Source organism: Shewanella abyssi (assembly GCF_023284025.1).
Lineage (GTDB): Bacteria > Pseudomonadota > Gammaproteobacteria > Enterobacterales > Shewanellaceae > Shewanella > Shewanella abyssi.
In genome coordinates this window covers 24,102-45,815 of record NZ_JAKIKR010000026.1, presented here as the reverse complement: position 1 = coordinate 45,815, position 21,714 = coordinate 24,102, and the positions used below count along the sequence as shown (strand labels likewise).

The 21,714-nt window shown below is 45.6% G+C and carries 18 protein-coding genes and 1 pseudogene; 8 read left to right on the top strand and 11 right to left on the bottom strand.

Annotation, left to right across the window (positions count from 1 at the left end; all coding sequences use genetic code 11):
- The first annotated feature begins 242 nt into the window (after window positions 1-242).
- The 3 genes from L2755_RS12620 (at window position 243) to L2755_RS12610 (ending at window position 2,816) form a co-directional block, all read left to right on the top strand.
- Window positions 243-1,421: a porin gene (locus tag L2755_RS12620; protein ID WP_248981048.1), complete on the top strand. Its 1,179-nt coding sequence runs from the start codon at window positions 243-245 to the stop codon at window positions 1,419-1,421.
- Window positions 1,422-1,515: 94 nt separating this feature from the next.
- Entirely contained in the window at window positions 1,516-2,049 is a 534-nt protein-coding gene (locus L2755_RS12615) for an FMN-binding protein (RefSeq protein ID WP_428847797.1), read from the top strand.
- Window positions 2,046-2,816, top strand: a complete 771-nt coding sequence (locus tag L2755_RS12610; RefSeq protein WP_248981046.1) for a PepSY-associated TM helix domain-containing protein — start codon at window positions 2,046-2,048, stop codon at window positions 2,814-2,816. Before L2755_RS12615 ends, L2755_RS12610 begins: the two co-directional genes overlap by 4 nt.
- 38 nt (window positions 2,817-2,854) lie before the next feature.
- Here L2755_RS12610 and L2755_RS12605 read toward each other — a convergent pair whose 3' ends face one another.
- Window positions 2,855-3,742: a LysR family transcriptional regulator gene (locus tag L2755_RS12605; protein ID WP_248981045.1), complete on the bottom strand. Its 888-nt coding sequence runs from the start codon at window positions 3,740-3,742 to the stop codon at window positions 2,855-2,857.
- A gap of 174 nt (window positions 3,743-3,916) precedes the next feature.
- Between L2755_RS12605 and L2755_RS12600 the strand changes: the two genes are divergently transcribed.
- Entirely contained in the window at window positions 3,917-4,522 is a 606-nt protein-coding gene (locus L2755_RS12600) for a short chain dehydrogenase (protein WP_248981044.1), read from the top strand.
- Between the two features lie 86 nt (window positions 4,523-4,608).
- Here L2755_RS12600 and L2755_RS12595 read toward each other — a convergent pair whose 3' ends face one another.
- From L2755_RS12595 to L2755_RS12580, 4 genes are all read right to left on the bottom strand, one after another.
- Entirely contained in the window at window positions 4,609-5,247 is a 639-nt protein-coding gene (locus L2755_RS12595) for a glutathione S-transferase family protein (protein ID WP_248981043.1), read from the bottom strand.
- A 164-nt stretch (window positions 5,248-5,411) separates the two neighbouring features.
- On the bottom strand, window positions 5,412-7,793 hold the full coding sequence (gene mrcB, locus L2755_RS12590; protein WP_248981042.1) for a penicillin-binding protein 1B: 2,382 nt from the start codon (window positions 7,791-7,793) through the stop codon (window positions 5,412-5,414).
- Window positions 7,794-8,273: 480 nt separating this feature from the next.
- The gene (gene gabT, locus L2755_RS12585) at window positions 8,274-9,554 is read right to left on the bottom strand and encodes a 4-aminobutyrate--2-oxoglutarate transaminase (RefSeq protein WP_248981041.1); all 1,281 of its coding nucleotides are present in this window, start codon (window positions 9,552-9,554) and stop codon (window positions 8,274-8,276) included.
- Window positions 9,555-9,620: 66 nt separating this feature from the next.
- On the bottom strand, window positions 9,621-11,078 hold the full coding sequence (locus tag L2755_RS12580) for an NAD-dependent succinate-semialdehyde dehydrogenase (protein WP_248981062.1): 1,458 nt from the start codon (window positions 11,076-11,078) through the stop codon (window positions 9,621-9,623).
- A gap of 176 nt (window positions 11,079-11,254) precedes the next feature.
- Here L2755_RS12580 and L2755_RS12575 point away from each other — a divergent pair, with 176 nt between their 5' ends.
- A complete protein-coding gene (locus L2755_RS12575; RefSeq protein WP_248981040.1) occupies window positions 11,255-12,196 on the top strand; it encodes a LysR family transcriptional regulator in 942 nt (313 codons plus the stop codon).
- 277 nt (window positions 12,197-12,473) lie between these two features.
- Here the strand turns inward: L2755_RS12575 and L2755_RS12570 are convergent, their stop codons facing one another.
- From L2755_RS12570 to hrpB, 4 genes and pseudogenes are all read right to left on the bottom strand, one after another.
- Window positions 12,474-12,701 carry a hypothetical protein gene (locus tag L2755_RS12570; protein ID WP_248981039.1) on the bottom strand — a complete coding sequence of 76 codons (228 nt, stop codon included), beginning with the start codon at window positions 12,699-12,701 and terminating at the stop codon, window positions 12,474-12,476.
- Between the two features lie 134 nt (window positions 12,702-12,835).
- Window positions 12,836-13,156 carry a hypothetical protein gene (locus L2755_RS12565; protein WP_248981038.1) on the bottom strand — a complete coding sequence of 107 codons (321 nt, stop codon included), beginning with the start codon at window positions 13,154-13,156 and terminating at the stop codon, window positions 12,836-12,838.
- Window positions 13,157-13,453: 297 nt separating this feature from the next.
- Window positions 13,454-13,618 (bottom strand): annotated as a pseudogene (locus tag L2755_RS22315) (transposase); the annotation flags it as partial.
- Between the two features lie 460 nt (window positions 13,619-14,078).
- Window positions 14,079-16,583 carry an ATP-dependent helicase HrpB gene (hrpB, locus tag L2755_RS12560; protein ID WP_248981037.1) on the bottom strand — a complete coding sequence of 835 codons (2,505 nt, stop codon included), beginning with the start codon at window positions 16,581-16,583 and terminating at the stop codon, window positions 14,079-14,081.
- 158 nt (window positions 16,584-16,741) lie between these two features.
- On the opposite strand from hrpB, the gene thpR reads away from it, so the two are divergent.
- Entirely contained in the window at window positions 16,742-17,257 is a 516-nt protein-coding gene (gene thpR / locus L2755_RS12555; protein WP_248981036.1) for an RNA 2',3'-cyclic phosphodiesterase, read from the top strand.
- Window positions 17,258-17,401: 144 nt separating this feature from the next.
- Complete coding sequence (locus L2755_RS12550) at window positions 17,402-17,713, top strand: hypothetical protein (protein WP_248981035.1); 312 nt, start codon at window positions 17,402-17,404, stop codon at window positions 17,711-17,713.
- A gap of 471 nt (window positions 17,714-18,184) precedes the next feature.
- Here L2755_RS12550 and L2755_RS12545 read toward each other — a convergent pair whose 3' ends face one another.
- A complete protein-coding gene (locus L2755_RS12545; protein ID WP_248981034.1) occupies window positions 18,185-19,102 on the bottom strand; it encodes a winged helix-turn-helix domain-containing protein in 918 nt (305 codons plus the stop codon).
- Window positions 19,103-19,383: 281 nt separating this feature from the next.
- Complete coding sequence (gene pepB, locus L2755_RS12540) at window positions 19,384-20,661, bottom strand: aminopeptidase PepB (RefSeq protein ID WP_248981033.1); 1,278 nt, start codon at window positions 20,659-20,661, stop codon at window positions 19,384-19,386.
- Between the two features lie 239 nt (window positions 20,662-20,900).
- On the opposite strand from pepB, the gene sfsA reads away from it, so the two are divergent.
- Window positions 20,901-21,605, top strand: coding sequence for a DNA/RNA nuclease SfsA (sfsA, locus tag L2755_RS12535; protein WP_248981032.1), 705 nt, complete (start codon window positions 20,901-20,903; stop codon window positions 21,603-21,605).
- Window positions 21,606-21,714: the final 109 nt, after the last annotated feature.

The following is a 21,714-nucleotide window of genomic DNA, read 5'->3' as shown; positions in this document are numbered from 1 at the left end:
ACTTACCTCTAGCGTCATTATAAAGGCAAATGTATCAATTTACCCTCAAGAGGACCCAATAGCTAAAGCCTTGATTAAATACGAATAATAGTAACCATACAAAATAAAAGGTTAAACCTATTGATACAATAACTTTACAAACCTTGATCTAAATCATAATTTGAATGAGAATAATTTGCATTATGTTACTCAATTGGTAGAATCCTCACAAATTTTATAACCCGATCTAACAAAGGGACTGAATGATGATGAAAAAAACCTTACTTGCTACTGCGCTAGTTAGCATGTTTGCGGCTCAAGGGGCTTATGCTTCAGATGAAACAGCTGAGCTACGTAAGATTATTGAGCAGCAGCAAAAGGTCTTACAAGATCTTGAAAAGCGTCTTGATGAAACAGAAATTCGCGTTGAGAAAACCGCTGATGTTGTTGAAGAATCTGTTAGCGAAAGCAAAAGTGCGACGACTATCGGCGGTTACGGTGAGCTTCACTACAACAACATTACTAATAATAAGACTGGCACAGATAAAAAAGAGTTCGACTTCCATCGCTTCGTACTTTTCGTCGGTCATGAGTTTACTGAAAGCACACGCTTTTTCTCTGAGCTAGAGGTTGAACACTCAATCTCTGGTGAAGGCCAAAACGGTGAAGTTGAACTAGAGCAAGCTTACATTGAACACGACTTTAACCAGATGCTCACTGGTAAAGCGGGTCTATTCTTAATGCCTGTCGGTATCATTAACGAAACCCATGAGCCACCAGCATTTTATGGTGTTGAGCGTAACCCTGTTGAGAAAAACATCTTACCAGCCACGTGGTGGGAAGCGGGTCTAAACCTAAACATTCAAGCAGCGCCAGGTCTTGCATTTGATGGTGCAGTAACCTCAGGTCTTTACGTTGATGAGTCATATAGCATCCGCGGCGGACGTCAAAAAGTGTCTAAAGCAAAAGCTGAAGATTTAGCCTATACCGCACGCATTAAATACACCGCAGTGCCCGGCCTAGAGCTAGCAGCTACGGCACAGTACCAGTCAGATCTAACGCAAGGCCGCGCAGGTGCTGATACTGCATCGGCGACATTGTTAACCGCTCACGCTATCTACTCAATTAAAGGTTTTACTGTTAAAGCGTTATACGCTCAGTGGGATATCGATGGAAAAGAAGCTGAAGCCTTAGGTCGTGATGATCAAAACGGCTGGTACATCGAGCCATCATACAAGTTCAACGAAAGCTTTGGCGTGTTTGCTCGTTACAACGAATATGACAACGAAGCAGGCAATAGCGATCACACTAAAATCGAGCAAACCAATGTAGGTATTAACTACTGGTTGCACGAAAACGTGGTATTTAAAGCTGACTATGAAAAAGTGGGCGGCGCTAAAGATTCTGACGGCTTCAACCTAGGTGTTGGGTACCAGTTCTAATTTGAGCTAAGCTCAAATAACTCAACTTCAGTGCTAAAAATGAGTGCTCAATATTGAGCACTCACTCATTTTCCATCACACGAGCTCGTTCAACATGAAACTACCTCTCGTTGTATTATCTGTCTTATTAAGTTGCTCATTGATGAGCGCTGCAGTAAACGCTAGAGGGACCTACCAATCAGCAGAAGAGTTTATAAGCCAAGCCTTTAATGCCGAAGTGCCTAAAGCAAAAGTATTCTGGATTGACGATACCGCACAACAAGCCATTGAATCTATCCTGTCCCATCGTTTTAGAAAGATGCGTCTACGCTACTGGCAGCAAGCCAATGAAAGCGTATGGATCATGGATGAAATAGGCAAAGAATCGGCCATTACCGTTGCCGTTCATGTAAGAGACAGCGCGATTGCCCAGACTAAAGTGCTGGTATATCGAGAAAGTCGTGGTGATGAGGTAAGGCATGACTTCTTTACTGATCAGTTTAAATCAGCCAAACTCAAGCAAGACTTACAACTCGATACACATATCGATGGCATAACAGGTGCGACATTATCGGTTCGAGCATTAACCAAGTTATCTCGAATAGCCCTGTACCTAGACGACTATGTGATTAGAAAAGATGAACAATGACGCGCAAACATCCTAACCTCAGAGTAAAACTGTTACGACAATTACGCCCTTGGCATCGCAGAATCGGTATTTTCTCAACCCTATTGGTCATTTTTATGGCCGTTTCAGGCGTACTGATTAACCACAGCAATCAGCTTTCGCTCGATACCGCCCCTGTAAAGCAAAGCTGGCTGCTCGATTACTACGGTATAAAAGCCCCAACTCAAGTATCACTTTATCAAGTAAACCCTCACACATTAGTCAGTGCCAACAACCAAGTTTGGTTAAATCAGCAGACTATTCTCGAAGCCAATGGCAAAGTGCTAGGCGTTGTTGATTATCAGGGCATGATCGTCGCGGTAGATAGCAGCCACCTTTATTTAATCTCTAGCGACGGCGAGCTTTTAGAAACCCAAAGCAGCGCCACCGGATTACCCGTAGGGATTGAAGCGATTGCTAAGTCAGAGCGGTTGTGGTTAAAAACCACCAGTGGACGTTTTATCGCTGACAGTGACCTAATCGATTGGTCTCTCGATAGCAGCAATAAACCGATAGATTGGGTGAGTCAGTTAGATAACAGCCAAACCCAAGAAGTCACCGAGCAAATACGTGCCAGCCGCCTGCACTGGGAGCGAGTATTGCTTGATATGCATAGCGGCCGCTTCTTTGGTGCATTAGGCCCTTGGCTAATGGATCTTGTTGCACTCGCACTGATCATTATGTCATTAACGGGTTGCTATATTTGGCTGCAGCATAAACCCGCTAAAGTGAAACGTGGTAAAAAATAATGGGCTTTCGCTGAGTCGACTTTAATCACTAGCCTGCTTCAATCACTCTCTACTAATAAAGAGACCACCCATTTTTGCAACACATCTTCGTTATAACGGGGGTGCCAAGCCGCGATAACATCAAATTTATCAGGCGACTGCTCTAGTGCTATCTCTATCAAGTTCAAGTCTTTAATCGCTCTAGATGGCAAGAACGCGATTGAATCTGTGGTTTCCAGATACAGGGGGACGATTGAAAAACAGGGCGCTGAAACCACGATATTACGATTTAAACCAAACTGCTTAAACCAATCATCAATCGAACCTTTAAAATTGGGTCTGGATGGCGAGGCAATAATACTCGGGTAGTTAGCCACTTCCGCCAGTGAGGGGTTAGATTGCGCTATAGAGGCATTCGGCGAAGCCACGCAAACATGGTGCTCTTCAAACAATTTGACTATCGGGTAGCTGTCAGGAATGTAATCAGGAAAAGCGATCGCTAAGTTCACTTTGCCGCTTTGCATTAACTCGTGCAGCTTATCGATCTCAAAGTCTCTGACAATCAACTTCAAATGTGGCGCCTGCCGTCTCAACTTTGCAATCAACTCAGGTAATACCACCTGTTGAGCATAATCGGTGGCTGCGATAACAAAGGTGCCGCTAATGGTTTTGGGGTCAAAACTGCTGGGCGCTAACAGTGCCTTAAAGTCATTTAACAGCTTATTCACGCCGATGGATAGCTCCTCTGCAAATGGCGTCGGCACAAATCCATTGGTTTTACGAAGAAACAAGCGATCGTCAAATACGTCACGTAATTTTTTCAGGTGTTCACTCACCGCTTGCTGGGTCATCCCCAGTTCGCTAGCCGCTTTAGATGCATTTTGTTCGCGGATCAGTGCCTGAAACACCCGTAGCTGTTTAATGTCTAATCGGTCTAGTTTGCTCAAAACTCATTACCCTCATTTTTCTATTTGCCTGTATCAAGCTAACACAGCTGCAGACTCAAGACCCGACTTAAACAATAAAAACTTGTATCACTAACAAATAAGCTTTGTTTCTATTTGTTAAACGAGTCCTCTATTATCTCGGCATCGAAACAGAATGAATGATTGGAGTACAAAATGAAGACAGTAATTTTAATTGGTGCACTAGGTAAAATGGGACAGGCAGCATTAACAGGATTAGGCAATCACAAGGTCATTACCGCGGGGCGTTCTGGCGATGTGGACCATATTGTTGATATCACCAACGAACAATCCATTAGGGCTCTGTACGAAAACGTCGGCCACTTCGATGCAGTGGTAAACACTGTGGGATCGTGTGAATATGCCAACTTCACTGAGATGACTGAAGCCCAGTGGATGAGCACAGTCATGAGCAAGATGATGGGCCAAATCAACTTGGTGCGTATTGGCCAAGAGTATATTGCCGATGGCGGCTCATTTACCCTTATCAGTGGCATCTTGAATGTTAAACCGATCCCCTATGCGATTGCAGATGCCACCACCAGCGGCGCTATCGATACCTTCGTGAAATGTGTTGCTCTTGAAATGCCAAGAAACCAGCGTATTAATGTGGTCAATCCAACTGTACTTGAAGAAGCATGGGATGTGTACGGCGAAATGATGCCAGGATTTCAGCCAGTTCCAAGTACATTGGTAGGTAAAGCCTTTGAGCGTTCAGTCGACGGTTTTATTAGTGGTGAAGTGATTTTCGTAGACGCCTAGCCCTAAGTTAAGACCTAAATTAGGCCCCAACGATACAGAGCATAGACGGTTAACCTTCTATGCTCTGCTGTACTCAGAATTTGAGTTTACTGATAATCTTCTAGGCTCAAGCCTTCTTTATTACACACGTTAATAATGGCGCTATGTCTTGCCAATCGACATAGATATCGAGACAGGTTATCGAACGCTAACGGCGGCTGTTTCAGTTCATCCGCCCATATCGCCAGCATAAACAAAAAGAAGTCACAGACTGTGACCTGCTTGCCCACTAAAAAATCTCGCTGACTCAGTTCAGTATCGAGCAATTGCAATATTGCGGATAACCGCGCCTCTTGCGCCGCTGTAATCTCCAAGGCAGCCTGCTTATTGTCGGTATGCTTTTCAGGATAAAAATACAGCATCAATTCGGCTTGCAGTGTATTGGTTAAATACATCATCCATTGAAAAAACTTAGCCCTATCATTGCAGCCTAAGGCGGGGATCAAGTTTGTAGCTGGGTTTGACTCAGCGAGATGAATGCAAATAGCAGCGCTTTCAAACAGCACCAGCTCAGTGTCGATTAACGTGGGGATCCGGCCTGCCGGATTTAGCGCTAAGTATTCAGCAGATTTTTGCGCATTACGCTTTCTATCCACCAATATTAATTCGAAATCGACGTTTAGGGCTTCCAGCACAAAGTGCGGCGCCATACTGGCATTGAGCGGGTAATAGTACAGTTTATACAACTCACTCTCCTTTTAGATGATCCATTCACTCAGGCCGTAGAGATCACCCTGTTGAAATAGATCCATTAAGGCCTACCCGCTTAGGTTTCCACTTTACTTCCCGGCTCTTCCTGCTCTTACCGGAACTTCCTGCTCTTATCGGCATTTCCCTGCATTTCCGGCTCTTAACCACCTATCAACTTCTTCCACCATGGCAGTGGCTCACCACAATTGGCAGCGGGTTGATAGCTTTCCCTTAAGGCTGGAACCTTCATTACATTGCCGCAATCCGCTTGTTTCGCTACCCCGGTACCAGGTTCAAAGTAGCCCTGTACTACGCCATCGACAGGCGCCATTCGCAGGCTCAAGGGGGGGCGTTGTTTCAAGAACGCTTGGTAGACTGCCATCGCGCCGCTACTGCCGTATAGATTGGTTTTGCCGTTATCATCTCGACCCACCCAGATAGCCGCTACGTTTCGCTCATCAAAGCCGGCAAACCAAGAGTCTCTAGAGTCATTACTAGTACCGGTTTTACCCGCCAGTGTCACCCGCGGAAAAGCCTTGCCTAAACGTTTAGCGGTGCCATTTTCGACCACTTGGGTCATCGCATATTTAACTAAGTAGTTACTCGCTGCGGGGATCGCTTGAATGGCTCTAGCTCTTGATGCTGCAAGCGGTTGGTTGTTAGCATCCAGTACCGTGGTCACTGAATTTAGGTGGCGATAGCGACCATTATCAGCAATGGTTTGGAATACCTGCGCCACCATTAGAGGGGAGCCGTTGACCGCACCGAGTAACATTGACGGATACTCTGGGATCTTGTCTTTCCAACCGGCGCGGTCGAGCGTGGTTGCGACCCCTGCCACACCTATCGCCATCCCAAGGTTAACCGTCGGTACGTTCATCGACTTTTTAAATGCAGTCAGTAACGGCACTTGGCCGCGGAATTTTTTATCCACATTTTGCGGTGACCAGGTTTTGCCTTGACCATTTTTAAGGGTGATAGCTTCATCTTTTAGTGGTGTCGCTAAGGTGTATTTATCCGCTTGATTTAGCGCGGTTGCATAAACAAACGGCTTGATTAACGAACCAATAGGGCGACGGATCTCAACGGCGCGGTTAAAGCCGTGGTAACTTGGCACTTTATCGCCAACCATTGCGGCAATGCCAGCAGAATACTTATCAGTAAGTACCATGCCGACCTGTAAGGATTTATTGCTTTTCCCTAACTGTTTAAGCGTTTGCTTTACCGCTTTTTCAGCGGCATCCTGTGCCATAGGATCTAGCGTGGTATACACTTTAATGCCAGATTGTTGCAACAGTGCATCACCATATCGCGTGGCTAACTCATGCTTAACCACCGCAAAAAATGCGGGCAGTTTTTGGTGCACTGGCTTGTCGGATTTTCTTAACCCCAATGGCGATTCAACAGCCGCCTCATACTGAGCCACATTAAGCTCACCCGCCTCCATTAGCAGGCGCAACACCAGATCACGGCGTTTCAGTGCCCGCTCGGGATAACGCCAAGGGTTATAGTATGACGGGCCTTTAATGGCCGCGACCAAAAAGGCTTGTTGCGGCATGGTCAACTCAGCGATTGGACGGCCAAAATAGAATTGCGATGCCAGCCCCATACCGTGTACTCCACGAGCCTTGTCTTGCCCCATGTAAACTTCATTAAGATACGCTTCGAGAATTTCGTCTTTCTCATAACGGAAATCGATAATAATCGCCATCAATGCTTCACGCAGCTTACGGCTAATCGAACGCTCACTCGTGAGGAAGAAGTTCTTCGCCAGTTGCTGAGTAAGAGTAGAGCCACCTTGCACCGTTCGTCCGGCACTGATGTTGACCATAGCCGCACGTACAATCGCAAAAGGATTAACACCGTGATGTTGATAAAAACTACGGTCTTCAACCAAGATGAGTGCATCGATAATGGCTCGGGGCATTTTTTCTGTTGTCACAAAGAGCCTATCTTCACCATCCCCGGTAATCATGCGATCCAATAACACCGGCTCTAGATGGAACACCGCCAACTGACGTTTATCGCTACTTCTAGTGACTGAACTCACGCCATTAGAGTCAAAGGTGAGCATCACTCTTTGCTCTGCTTGGTCCCCCTTAGGATGCAAGAAGGGTCGACGCCAAAGATCAATCTTGGTTTTTGAGGCGGAGAATTCGCCTACTTGGCGCGGATTAGCCACTTTACGGTAACCGAGCAGCTTAAGCTCAGACATCAACTGGTCATGGCTTACTGCCGCCCCAGGGTACAAAGCCATCGAACGACTAAACACTTGCGCTGGCAGGTGCCACTTCTGCCCTTCGAATTTACGGGAAATGATTTGATCTAAATAGATGCCGTACGCTGCGACAGCCACAGCGCCAATCACAGCGAGCTTCCAACTGATAGACCACAGCTTACGACCCCAACTGGTTTTATTCGCTGAGGCTTTTTTCGATACTGCCTTTGACGGTTTTTTAGCGGCTGAAGCTCTTTTAACCGGCGCACGTTTTGGCGCGTTTTTCGGTTTAGCTTTTGCTTTCGGTGTAGCTTTATCTGTCATTACTGTTCCGCGGCCTAACTCTTGATGATGAAGAGCTGCTGGTCTTTATGGGTAAATGTGCTCGATTGCATTGTCGCGAGGGGATCTGGCCAAAAGAGTTGGCAACAAATGATTGAATTACGCAATCCCCTCTCACTCGCATTCTTTGCAAATGCAAACTATCACAATAAGCAGACAACCAAGAGAATGAAAAATGAGATAGGATTTTACTATATACCCGTTCTACTTCAAAGTGCATGTTTAACATGTTGAGAAGTGACAGAATTGCAGTACAGAAGACCCTCAGAGTAATCAGATTTCTTGATAAGAATGAATGAAAAGGCTTAATGATAATTAGGCGTTTCTCAATATTATACCGGATGGGAATATCCACTTAACCCAAGGCATATTGAGACGTTGAACGTCGAACTTGGTAGAATAGATCCACCAAGTCCTCAAGCTCAGAACGCTTACTAGTCCGATAACTCTGATCCGTTAACTTTAGTCAGCTAACTCACTAAACAACTGATTAAACTTGCTTAACCCTTCATAGATCAACTCATCAGATATGGTCAATGCAGGCAAGAAACGGATCACATTGCCATAAAATCCACAGGCAAGCAGGATCAAGCCATGGGCTGCAGCCTTAGCGATAACTGCTTGCGTTAGCTTTGCATTAGGTTGCTCACTGTCACCATTGCTCACGAGTTCAATAGCGATCATCGCGCCTTGATTGCGCACTTCACCAATGACATCTGGATAGCGTGATTGCAGTAGCGTCAGCTGTTCATTAAAAATCTGACCGATTTGGCCTGAGCGCTGCACCAAGTTTTCCGCTGTAATGATATCAAGCACGGCGAGTGCTGCCACACAGCCAATTGGCGAGCCACCGTACGTGCCGCCCAGACCTCCGGGCAATGGAGCATCCATGATCTCGCTCTTACCGACAACGGCAGCAATAGGAAAACCACCCGCGATACCTTTGGCCATAGTGATCAAATCCGGCTCAACATCGGCATGCTCAAAACTGAACATTTTACCGGTGCGACCAAATCCTGTTTGGATCTCATCGGCAATAAGCACGATGCCATGTTGATCGCATAAATCACGCAGCGCCTGTAAAAATATCGCTGGGGCAGCATAAAAGCCGCCCTCGCCTTGGACAGGCTCGACAATAATCGCCGCCACGTCACTCGGGGCAATATCGACTTTAAACAGATTATCTAACGCCTTAAGAGACTCCTTCACCGACACGTCGTGAAAAGCCATCGGAAAAGGCGCGTGATAGATGTCACCAGGGAACGGGCCAAATAGATGTTTATAAGGGCTGATTTTACCTGTCATTGCCATGGTCAAATTAGTTCGCCCATGAAAGCCACCATTAAAGGCGATGACGCCACGGCGGCCAGTATGGGCTCTGGCGATTTTGACACAGTTTTCAACTGCTTCAGCCCCAGTGGTGACAAATATCGCTTTCTTGTCACTGTCTCCTGGTGCTAGCTCCGTTAGCTTTTCAGCCAGCTCAACGGCAGATTCATAGGGATTAATCATCACACAGGAGTGGCTAAACTTATCAAGTTGCCCTTTAACAGCAGCCACGACTTTGGGATGGCTATGGCCAGTATTGCAAACCGCAATACCAGTGCCGAAATCAATATAGCGATTACCGTCAACATCCCAAAGCTCAGCGTTCAATGCCCTATCGACATATACCGGGTAGACATTGCCTTGACCACGAGCGATAACTTTCACTTTTCTATCTTGTAAGCTGCTGTTTGTCATTACTATCATCCTATTATCGAAACTGCCTGAACTCGCGGTTTAAGCCCAATTCACAGAGTTCTGCTACTAGCGGTCTAAGCCGCCCATGCACAGATATTTGATCTCCATATAATCGTCTAGGCCATACTTAGAACCCTCACGACCATTACCCGATTGCTTAACGCCACCAAATGGCGCCGCGGCGTTTGAGATAATGCCCTCATTGACACCGACCATGCCAAACTCTAGCCCCTCACCAACGCGCCATACTCGACCAATGTCTCGAGAATAGAAATACGCTGCCAAGCCATACTCAGTGTCGTTGGCCAGTGCGATAGCCTCCTCTTCGGTTTCAAAGGTGATAATCGGTGCGACTGGTCCAAAAATTTCATTACTTGCCAACGGCATATCATTGGTCACGCCGATTACAATTGTTGGTTCATAAAAATTTGCCCCAACAGTGCTACGTTTGCCTCCGGCAATCACCTTCGCGCCCGCGGCGATCGTCTCTTCAACCAGCTTGTGCACGCCATCCACGGCTTGTGAGGTGATCATCGGGCCTACATTGGTACCGTCAGTAAATCCATCGCCAACCTTAAGCCCAGCCACAGCACTGGCAAACTTATCGGTAAACTCTTGCGCTATGCCCTGTTGCAGCAAAATACGGTTAGTGCAAACGCAAGTCTGGCCAGCATTGCGATATTTAGAGATAAGCGCCCCTTGCACTGCGGCATCAATATCGGCGTCATCAAACACGATAAAAGGTGCATTGCCGCCCAGCTCCATAGAAACTTTTTTCACTGTACTAGCAGCTTGGGTCATCAATATTTTGCCTACGGCGGTAGAGCCGGTAAACGTGAACTTGGCAACATCAGGGTGCTGAGTCAGCACCTTGCCCATGCCAACCGCATCTTCACCCACGACCACATTCAACACCCCAGCAGGCACGCCAGCGCGCTCTGCAAGTTCAGCCATCGCCAGTGCCGATAACGGCGTTATCGGCGATGGACGCACCACAAAAGTACAACCCGCCGCCAGTGCCGCTGCGGCTTTGCGGGCAATCATTGCATTGGGGAAGTTCCACGGCGTAATAGAAGCAACAACGCCAACCGGCTGCTTGATCACTATGATGCGTTTATCCGTTGCTGGCCCTGGAATGGTATCGCCGTAGACACGTTTGCCCTCTTCAGCGAACCAGTCAATAAAGGCAGCACCGTAAGCGATTTCACCTTTGGCTTCAGCCAAAGGTTTACCTTGTTCCAACGTCAAGATTCGACCGAGGTCATCTTGGCTTTCCATCATCAGATTAAACCAACGTCGCATGATCACCGCGCGTTCATTGGCCGACTTCTTAGACCAAGCAGGCAAGGCTTTTTTAGCGGCGAGTATCGCGGCTTCGGTTTCTTCGATGCCAGCATTACTGACCTGTGCTACAACTTGACCATTGGCCGGGTTGATGACATCAAATCGGGCTGATGCTTCGAGCCATTGGCCGTCAATGTATGAGCTGAGCTTAACTAATCCAGAATCGTTAACTTGTTGCATGATCACTCCAGCGGGCTGTTTCATCTGATGATGGCATCCGTATGTTCATTTAAAATGAAACAGATACTAATAATTCATATGGCTATTGAATAGCAAAATGTATTCAGGTTAAATACAAAACAATAAACCTTATGTTTTACAGCCATCAAACATTCACGATTTCTATAGGTATTAATGTGCTTAAGACGACCCAAAGAAACTCTATCATTCCAAAAGCGGTGACTGAATATGATTTACGGTTACTGCGTATTTTCAGAACCGTGGTTGAGAACGGGGGTTTTTCGGCATCGGAAGTTGAGCTTGGTGTGACTCGTTCAACCATTAGCGTGCACATGTCAAATCTAGAGAGTCGCATGAAGCTGAAATTATGCAGCCGAGGACGTGGCGGTTTTGCACTAACCGAAGATGGTCAGGCGGTGTATCATGCCTGTATTGAGCTATTTGATTCTCTGAATGATTTTTCAAGACTAATTAATAGCTTAGGCGAGGAGCTGAGTGGAGAGCTGATAATATTATGTGCCGACCAACTTGATTCTAGAATGCAGCTTCAGCTAGCGAAAGTAGTTAGAAGAATCCATACAAGCCAACCGCAATTACACCTTGTACTCGACAATGAAGCCCTCAAACATATTGAAAAATGCCTACTTAAAGAAAAAGCCCATATCGGTTTATTGCCCAGCTATCAGCAGGTCGAAGGGCTAGATTATCAAACCATTTACAACGAACCTATGTACCTTTGTTGCAGCCACACTCATCCATTCTTCCTGCTTGATGACGCTGAGATTAGCGCTGAGATGTTAGCGTTAACGCCCGCAGTCCACCCGGGGATCGATATCGATTCAGAGGGTAAAGCGCAATTAAAGCAGCTAAATCTATCAGCCAAAGCCTATCAGTTTGATACCCGTAAAACCTTAATACTCTCTGGCTGCTATATAGGCTATCTGCCGCTGAGCTACATCAAGCAAGAGTTAGCAGCCGAGCAACTGAAAATTATTCACCGCGATAGCGCCAGTTACCAATTCAGCTTGTCGATGGTGTCCAAACACAATCCAAGAGAGACCAGTAAAATAGAGCTACTGAAAACAGTATTTAATGAAGTCTTTAACCAAGAAGGTTAGGAGTCTTTAGCCTATGGGTTAAAGGTTATTTGGCGGTGAATAGCTTCTTATCGATTCAGCGTTTGATAATTAATACTGTTGTTGGAGAGTTGCTAAACACGTTTTTGGACAGAAACGTTTTAGGTTATTTACTCTAATGCGGATGACTCAGATGAGAAAAAGTATCTTACTTTATTCGAAAGCCCTAATTAGTTCCGACCCCTTTATCCCCGGGCTTGTTCAACACTTGGGATAAGGACGCGGCTGCGCGCGGCCTATCCTTATACGTTAGGTTTTTTTAATGCCCGAACACAACAGCTCTTTTATTATTAATAAACCAACAATAAATACCGCTACAAATTACAACGCCTAATAAAAATACAAACATTGCTGGTTGGTCAGAGAAGCTTACACTTGTTCCCCTAACGGAAATTTCATTAATAGTTATTGAGTAGTAAGAGTACCAAAATGCAAGCCCACCAAAGAAAGCTAGAAAATAATCAACCAATTTTAAATTTGATAACATCTTTGATTAGTATCCTTACTCTGATAAAAACATAACGCCCCCATAAGCCGTGAGCAATGCTGGCACATTTTGTTGCGCCTTTTCTTTGTTGCAACGAATGTTACGGCGTTGCGAATCGTGACTTTATGGGCTTGTTATTGCGCATAGCCAAGGTTGATACCTACAAAAAAAACTAAAAATACCGCGGAATACAAAAGAAAGAAAACAAGCATCCCTTTGCTCAATGAAGTCACCCCGCTGTCGTCTAGCTCCCTCCATTCGCTCTTAAAAAGAAACCTCATGAATGCCATGTTATTCGAAATTGAATTATTCATGATTAGGCTAGGCTTCCCCATAGATTCGTACTTTTCTGGATGCCTGAGTTCAAGAATTTTAAACAGTCGATGGCAAAGAAAAAACCAGACCAGTACAGATAAAAATAACAGCCCAAATAAAATGGGAAATACTTCAGTCATTGCACGCTCCTTGCGCTATAACGCCGGCGTCAACTGCAGGCAAAAATGGCGGCTTTTGTGCAGCTTTACGAAAAACAACTTAGCCAGCCATTGATAATCAATAACATAACTAGCTTTCAAGCAGATATCAATACTCAGCGTCTTTCAAATCATCAGATGAGGTTTTTTCAATATTGCAGCTGCGAAATACTGTGAAAAAGGAGTGAATTGCAGGATTTAGTCAGTTTTAAGGCGTTGAGCGTCGACTCTGAGATTAACTGAGGAAGGGGGTCTTGAGGTGAGCGACTGGAGTCTAGTCTAGTTGCATATATACTGACAACTACTTGAAAAGTGCCGTCGGCGCTTACCTAGGTGCTCACAGTAGCTATCGAGCTCCTGCAACGTACCCACTGGGCCGTGAAACAGTTGCCCAAACTCGCTGATTATTTTTATCCAATTTGCAGTTGGAATGTTTAATCTGTTCGGCTTCGGCAGCGAATCCTCAGCGCCCTGGCGAAATTGTCTGAAAAGGGAATATTTCCAACGGGGAAGACTAGATTCTGTTAGTAAAGGTTATTCCACTTAACAATTGCGTTTAGTTGAAGGCTTATGACATTAAATTGATAACTCAGATGCCAAGAGTTTGCGCTTTTCGAAACCAGTGTAGGTGCGGCTGAGGCCGTCGAAAACAAGGATGTTTTCGTTGAGCCCATAAGGCCAATTCTGTTCCATACAGAATTTGGCATTTCCTCCGTCCTTGGAGGTCAGACGTGCTTGCGGCGAGCCTCAGCAGTATCTGCACATACGCCGACCGCAGGTCATTGGAACCACATTTAATTAAAGTAAACTTGTTTCTGCCTCAAACCACTTAGGTTTCACTCCCCCCAGAAACATTAATATTATTCAGTAACTATCAATACTGTGCAGCTATACAAAAACAAAATTACTTTTGGGCGAAGGTCTTCTTCTTGGTAAATTTAGTCGGCTGAGTGTTGGCCGGGTCATCTGGCCAAAGGTGCCTAGGATAACGGCCTTTCATCTCCTTTTTGACATGTTCATAGGGCCCTTGCCAAAAACTGGCGAGATCGGCGGTTAACGCCAAAGGTCGCCGAGCTGGCGATAGCAACTCCATAGTAACCACTAACTTTCCCTGGGCCAGTTTAGGGCTTTCCTGCATACCTAAGGCCTCTTGCAGCCTAACGCTGAGTCGCCCTCGTCCGTCGCCGTCATATTCAATCTTGGCATGGGTGCCTGTCGCCATAAGCCACTTGGTCGGCAATAAACTTTCGAGATGCTTCTGGGTGGCCCATGGCATTTGATTAAGCAGTAGCGTGTAACAATCGACTTGTTGCAGCTGCGCCAAATTGCGCACATCATCTAAATAGGGCTTAAGCCAATCATCTAACTGCGCTAATAAGGTATCGTCATCAAGTTTTGGCCAGTCATGAGAGAGATCCAAGTTGCCTGCAATCGCCACTCGATGGCGCAACTGTTCGATACGCTCATCAAACTTGAGTAACCCAAGGCCGTTAATACTGATCTGCTCCACGATGGCATTTGTAATAAGCCGCTTATCGAGATTTTTTATCGGTGCTTTACTGAGCAAAATCTGTCCAACTTTACGCTGCCTTTCAGCAAAGAAGCGACCTTTACTGTCATCCCAACCACAATACTCAAGGGTTTCAACTAACCCTGACAATTGAGTAGTGAATAATTGTTCATTCAAGGCGCAAGCGAGATAAACTTTACCGTTGCTGCGCCCTTCGGTTTCTTGAAAGTCTGCAATCACTAACCAAGCTTGACCAGATAGTGCATCATCAGCGGCCAGTTCCACACCTGTTCCACTTGCAAGTTGGTAACCACTCACTCCGCGCTGTTTAGCGACTCTGTCTGGATAAGCGAATGCCAACAACAGTGCAATATCATCACTCGCAGCCTGGCGCGCTATCGTGGTAAGCGCTTGACTAGAGCTTGACCTAAGATTCAATGTTTTAAGCCACTGGCGGATCTGTTTTGCCGACTCAGAAGCCAAGGCTTCGGCAAAGTAATGGCTTATATCACTGCCTTTGCGACTGCGTCCTCTAGATTCTAATGTGCCGGCAATAATGCAGGCGAGTACCGCTAAATCCTCATCGTGATTTTGGGCAGATAAACTTTTAGCCTTTAACAGCATATGCGCTAAACGCGGCTGACAACCTAGCTCGTAAGCAGCCCTGCCATGGGCGGTGATCGCGCGTTTGTTATCTACCATTTCAAGGGACGTGAGTAACTGCCAACTTATATTCTCGTTTGCCGTTGAAGGCAGTGTCAGCATCGGCAGTTCACTCAAGGATTTAACCCCCCAATAGGCGCCATCAAGCACCATAGAGATAAGATCGGTATGCATTATTTCAGGCTCGTCAGCCTGAATAAGTCGACCATGCTCCTCTTGGCTCCAGAGTCGAGTGCTGAAACCAGCCATTAAACGCCCTGCTCGGCCACTACGTTGTGCGGCAGATGCCTGGCTTATCCGTTTAAGTGACAATCTGGTGCCGCCGGTTCTTGGGTTAAAGCTGGCTTGTCGTTTATAACCCGAGTCGACAACTTGGGTTATACCTTCGATGGTTAAACTGGATTCGGCAACGTTAGTAGCCAATACCACTTTGCGTATACCCTTGGCTGCTGGCGCTATCGCAAGATCTTGCGCCTTAGGCGGCAAACTGCCATAGAGCGGGCAGATGCTAAACTTAGCCGGGTCCAAACGTGATGACAGCATATTTTGCAGCCGTCTAATCTCACCTTGCCCAGGTAAGAATGCCAATAACGAACCTTCCGATTGCGAAGCGAGCGCCTCTAGGATCACTTTGGCCATATGGTCTAACCATAAGGATTGTACGGGCGCGGCGCGATAGCTTTGCTCGACGGGGAAACTGCGGCCTTCGCTACTCAATGTGGCAGCCTCTGGCATCAATTTAGCCAGAGGTAAACCCGACAAGGTCGCTGACATCGCCAGTATTTTTAAGTCTTCGCGAAAACTCGATTGGATCTCCAACGCCAGCGCCAAGCCGAGATCGGTGGTGAGATGGCGCTCGTGGATCTCATCGAAAATAACCAGTGCGATCCCACTGAGTTCGGGGTCGCGTTGGATCATTCGCGTCAGCACGCCTTCGGTGACGATTTCTAGCCGAGTATCACGGCTGACCTTGGATTCGCCTCGTACCCGATAACCCACTTCACTGCCCAGCACGCAGCCGCGCTTGAGCGCGATAAACTGGGCAATATTACGCGCCGCGACTCTTCTTGGTTCTAGCATCAAGATTTTGCCGTCTATTTCATCCCAATCCAACATCGCCAGCGGCAGTGCCGTTGATTTACCGGCACCTGTCGGCGCCTCCAGTATAATTTGCTTACACTGATTAAAGGCGGCTCGGATCGGTTGTAGCAATGTCTGGATAGGTAATGAAGTCACAGGGTTCTTTTCGTATGGGGCTCAATATGGCGGCTTAAAACCTGCCATATGAAAGTAATCATTGCCTAGCAGTGTACTCTAAAAGCCTCTGCGAGCTAAACTACACTAGGTCTTTTATCGCGACAATTTTATCTCCACAAATAAGGCAGGTCTAAATAATGACGGATAAAAGAGTGTTTCTCGGCTTCTCACTAACGCCGCTGCAAACACTGCAGATTGAGGCGATACAGCAACAATTGCCGCTCAGCGTTAGATTGGTTCCCCGTGACAACCTGCATATGACGCTGGCTTTTTTAGGCCAAGCCAGCAGTGAAACGATTGCTGCGTTGATCTTATCTGTTGATGCCATCACTAAACCTCGCTTTAAGGTCACACTCGATCTTATTGAGCATTGGCACAAACCCAAAATACTTTGCCTTAAAGGCGCAGCATCAGATCCCAAACTGATGATGCTTGCCAATGCGGGGCAATTACTTGCGCAGCAGCACAAGCTCCATCAGGGTGAACATCACTATAATCCGCATATAACACTGTCTAGAAAAGCCAAAGCAGCCGTCAGCGATGTGAAGTTTCAGCCACTATTAATACAACCAAAAGCGCTGCATCTTTTTCAGTCATTTGCCGGTGAAAATGGCGTTGAGTATCCAATACTGCACACTTGGCAATTGAGCTAGCGCTCTGTTCAATAATGCGCCAGCAATTGAAAGCCCTGAGTAGAACAGTAAATTGAAGACATATTTAGTGGAATGAGTATTAATCTTTCTCGCTTTCGCAAAGTAAGCTAATCTATGCCGCATTAGCGCCAATAGGGTTCAATTATGACAACATCGCAAATTACTAAAGTACAACTTACCGATCTTTTATCATCTTGGAAGTTGGGGAAAATCTCGGCTGAAGAGCTGCAAGACTGGATGGTGACTCACTACGATCCACCAGAAGTGATTATCGCTAAAGGTGAGCCAGAGTGGACTCAGGAAGCCATGAATATCGTGATGAATGAATATGAAATTGCAAAAACTGCCAAATTTCGCTTAGACAATGCTCAATACGCTATCGATTTTGTTAATTGTAGCGAAGCAAGCTTCAATCAATCCAAACATCTCTTTATCAAAGATGGCTTTGCTGACTAGTCTGTCAACAATAAGCATTAAAATAGGCACTTAAGTCAGTGTCTAAATTTGCTGTTTATAATGAGATTTAGTGCAAAAAAATGCCACCTATGCGTAGGTGGCTAATCGAAGAACTATAAATACGGTTTAATTTAATGGTCGGATAACTTTCAAAACCACTAAACTTTTATAACAAAGACATAAACAACTATATAAGGTGCTATTTGCCCAGCGGCATGTATCAGCGCCAGTAGTTAATGACTTACTAAACATATAGATAACATAGACATGGTAATTTACCCATTGAGATACTGTGAATTAGTTTGAAAAATTGTGAATTAAAAATAAATAGCTTAAATTCAATAGCTTAACAATTTAAATGTTTTGTGCTTTTGATGATTGGGTGGCTGTTTTTGCAGATTTCATTGTACAGCCGAGGGCTAAGCTTCTATCAACGGGTATGTATGGCGCTAAAAGAGCACGAGAAAATCACTAAAAGTGGGCTAAAATCAACCCGTAAAGCGTATCAACATCAATTACAACAGCTTGACCACCACTCTGAAATATTGCGTCATTTACACCGGGTGAATCCACATAAGTGTATAGATAAAAATCAGTATCATGCCCCGCTGCGCGAATCGCTTGTAATAGCTTAAGCCCAGCGAGTGGATCTCCGTGTCGCCCCATGTCCGAAACCACAACTTGGTATTTATACATGGATAACAGCATTAGCGCTTCTTCTGCAGTGACCGTGTTATAAACACCAATATTTCTCTCTTCTAAATAGGCTTTTTCTACCAAGTTATTCTCTGGGTGGTCGTCAACCCAAAGCACCCTGCCTACAGCACCTGCTGGCTCACTATAACTAAGCGACTTTGTTTGTGTTGTTGATGAATCGCTATTAACTCCGCCTTGCCAAAACTGGAATATAATCGCTAACACAAGCAATAATGCGATCAATACTTTAGCAAATATTTCCCACCATGAGATAGAGGTCACTTTTTTACGTCGTTCTACAAAAGGGGCCGAGGAAGATGGGTTATTAGACACTGCAGAGGAAGGTCCAGCTGCAACATCGTCACTGTTTTTATGCTGTGATAGCTGCTTTCCCAGTTCGTGTTCGAGCCGATAACCTCGGCCATGAACAGTCTGGATCAAAGGGCCGCTATAGCCTGCTTTAGCAAAAATTTTCCGAGTGTCAGAAACCAGCTTAGACAACGACATATCTGACACCACCGTGCCTACCCATATTTTATCTAAACAATCTTGTTTTGAGCAATATTCAGGGTAGCTTTGAGCTAGTAACTGAATAAGCATAATATTGCGCTCATCAATGGCAATGTTTGCACCATTCACAAGCAGCTCTGCTGTTTCACAATCGATCGAGAATTCACTAAAACTAAGTTTCATGGACGGCAAACCAATACTTAAGCAGAAGTTCAATAGTTAACAATACTGCAACACAAACGATGTTTTAGCAAAGACTGTTTTTAGAGTAAATGCCTTAAAATAGATGTAAATTTGAAGCAGCATATTACTGACATGGAACAGGCAGGTATAACTAGCTGAAATGGATTACATTAAATCAGCTACTATGCTAACAATTTCAATAAAAAAGCCACCTAAAAAGGCAGCTTGATTAAAGAAGCATCATAGCATCTAGCGTATTGCACTAGATTAACGGCGAAATATTAATCTTCTAATAAGCCAGCAACGGTCAATACACCATGGGTCGTTGCACCTGCTGACCATAAAGCATCACCAGAGTCAGAAAAAGCTGATGACAGGTCAATGTGCAGCCAGTTAGCCTCTGGTGCTACAAAGCGCCATAGGAAACCCGCTGCATTTGAAGCGCCGCCAGCACCGCCACCTTTCATTGCTCGGCTGTTGGCTGTATCAGCATAAGGGCTTGGGCAACTGTCCATATGCCAAGGGTCTAGCGGCAATGGCCATACACGCTCACCTGCCGCAAGTGCTTTTTGTTGCGCTAACGCTAAAACTTCCGCTTTAGGAGAGAAGATAGCATTGTAGTTTGTACCTACAGCCATCAACGCAGCACCAGTCAATGTTGCAGCGTCGATGATCAATGGTGCACCGGTTTCTGATGCCGCTTGCAGGCCATCAGCCAGCACTAAACGACCTTCGGCATCAGTATTAACCACTTCAACGGTTACGCCATTCTTGTAGGTAAGAATGTCGCCCAGCTTATAAGCATGGCCACTGATTAAGTTTTCTGCGCAGCATAAAAATAACTTAACGCGCTTGTTAAGACCTGACTTAATCGCGAGTCCAAGTGCTGCTGTGACAGTTGCTGCACCGCCCATATCGCACTTCATGCCTAGCATGCCTTCTGAACCTTTAATGCTGTAACCACCAGAATCGAAAGTAATACCTTTACCTACGAGTGCCACAGAAACATCTGCGTCGGCAGTCAATGGATTGAAATCAACTTCGAGCATCGCCGGTGGACGCTCACTACCACGGCCTACTGCGTGAATACCTATCCATTGGTGCTCTAATAACGCCTCGCCTTCTATAATGCGGTAGCTAATCTTATCGCCACCAATATCGCTCAACCATTTTGCAGCTTGAGTCGCTAACACCATCGGCGATAAGTTTTCTGGCGTTTCGTTAATCAGTTGACGGGCAAAGTTGGCACAGTCTAAACGGTTAGCCAGTAATGTTTTTGCTGAGTCGTCACCAGTCCACTGTATTTGCGGCTGTTTTTTAGCGGTAGCAAAGCCTTGAGCAAAAGCCCATTGTGAATCAACAGTCCATAAACTGCCTTCCAGTGCGACAGCGCCAACACCTTGGCTTTGCAGTTTACGGGCAGCTTGTTGCACTTGACGCTGAATATCCCCCGCTTTGATATGGATTGATGCCACATCGTTTTGAAAAGTAACATTGGCTTTTCCCCAATGAGCAGCGGGGGCTTCTTGGGTGAGGGTAACTTTCATTACATTGGTCATTTTCGGTCCTTAAAATGTGAATCGATCAGCAAGGGTGGCCTCGACTCGCTTATTATTTTCAGCTGAGTTTACTGGATCCCCGCTGATATCTAAAGTCAGGGTTAAAAAGCAAAGCCCATTTGAGAATATTAACAGTCACTTGGTTATTTAACCTGGAGCTGTGGGAATGAATTCTTCTCATCGTCCCTAGATAAACTCTGTTAATCTAGCGGCAAATTGACCCTCTTTTGGTAACAGAAATGGAATTTGACCCGGCATTTGAATGTGGCACCCTCATCCAACGATATAAACGTTTTTTAACTGATATCACGCTTGAGGATGGTAGCGAAGTCACTATCCACTGCCCTAATACGGGTTCGATGCGTCATTGCTTGTTTCCAGAGAGTAAGGTGTGGTTTTCAGTCTCTGATAATCCAAAGCGTAAATACAGTCGCACTTGGGAGCTAGCGGAAACGCCAGCTGGCCATATGATAGGTATCAATACCGGTCGAGCGAATGCCCTAGCCGAGGAAGCGATTATTGCCGGCGTAATAACAGAATTGTGTGGCTATGATTCACTGCGCCGCGAAGTTAAATATGGCAGTGAAAACAGCCGTATCGATATTTTATTAGAAGATAACAACCAAGCCAATTGCTACGTAGAAGTAAAAAGTTGCACCCTGCTTGAGGATGGACAAGGATATTTCCCTGATTCGGTAACGACTCGTGGTCAAAAGCATTTGCGCGAACTAATGGAGATGGTGCAGCAAGGCCATAGAGCGGTATTGCTGTTCGTTGTTCAGCATAGTGGAATACACTCCGTTAAAGCGGCAGCCCATATTGACCCAACATATGCAAAATTACTCGATGAAGCACATACAGCAGGAGTAGAGATTTTAGCTTATAGTGCTGATTTATCACCCACAGCAGCCCGTTTGGTTAAATCCTGTCCGGTTAACCGCTAATTCAGAATATACAGTTGAAATTGTTCTTAATAGCGCACATAGTCAAAGAATCGAGTCCAGATAACACAAATTATTTGCCTATATAGAGGGTTTCTGGTATAGATAGCGC

Bases quoted from the DNA above. Each gene is read 5' to 3' on its own strand.
- L2755_RS12620 (WP_248981048.1), top strand. From the start codon at position 243: ATGATGATGAAAAAAACCTTACTTGCTACTGCGCTAGTTAGCATGTTT.
- L2755_RS12615 (WP_428847797.1), top strand. From the start codon at position 1,516: ATGAAACTACCTCTCGTTGTATTATCTGTCTTATTAAGTTGCTCATTG.
- L2755_RS12610 (WP_248981046.1), top strand. From the start codon at position 2,046: ATGACGCGCAAACATCCTAACCTCAGAGTAAAACTGTTACGACAATTA.
- L2755_RS12600 (WP_248981044.1), top strand. From the start codon at position 3,917: ATGAAGACAGTAATTTTAATTGGTGCACTAGGTAAAATGGGACAGGCA.
- mrcB (WP_248981042.1), bottom strand. From the start codon at position 7,793: ATGACAGATAAAGCTACACCGAAAGCAAAAGCTAAACCGAAAAACGCG.
- gabT (WP_248981041.1), bottom strand. From the start codon at position 9,554: ATGACAAACAGCAGCTTACAAGATAGAAAAGTGAAAGTTATCGCTCGT.
- L2755_RS12580 (WP_248981062.1), bottom strand. From the start codon at position 11,078: ATGCAACAAGTTAACGATTCTGGATTAGTTAAGCTCAGCTCATACATT.
- L2755_RS12570 (WP_248981039.1), bottom strand. From the start codon at position 12,701: ATGTTATCAAATTTAAAATTGGTTGATTATTTTCTAGCTTTCTTTGGT.
- L2755_RS12565 (WP_248981038.1), bottom strand. From the start codon at position 13,156: ATGACTGAAGTATTTCCCATTTTATTTGGGCTGTTATTTTTATCTGTA.
- thpR (WP_248981036.1), top strand. From the start codon at position 16,742: ATGACGGATAAAAGAGTGTTTCTCGGCTTCTCACTAACGCCGCTGCAA.
- L2755_RS12550 (WP_248981035.1), top strand. From the start codon at position 17,402: ATGACAACATCGCAAATTACTAAAGTACAACTTACCGATCTTTTATCA.
- L2755_RS12545 (WP_248981034.1), bottom strand. From the start codon at position 19,102: ATGAAACTTAGTTTTAGTGAATTCTCGATCGATTGTGAAACAGCAGAG.
- pepB (WP_248981033.1), bottom strand. From the start codon at position 20,661: ATGACCAATGTAATGAAAGTTACCCTCACCCAAGAAGCCCCCGCTGCT.
- sfsA (WP_248981032.1), top strand. From the start codon at position 20,901: ATGGAATTTGACCCGGCATTTGAATGTGGCACCCTCATCCAACGATAT.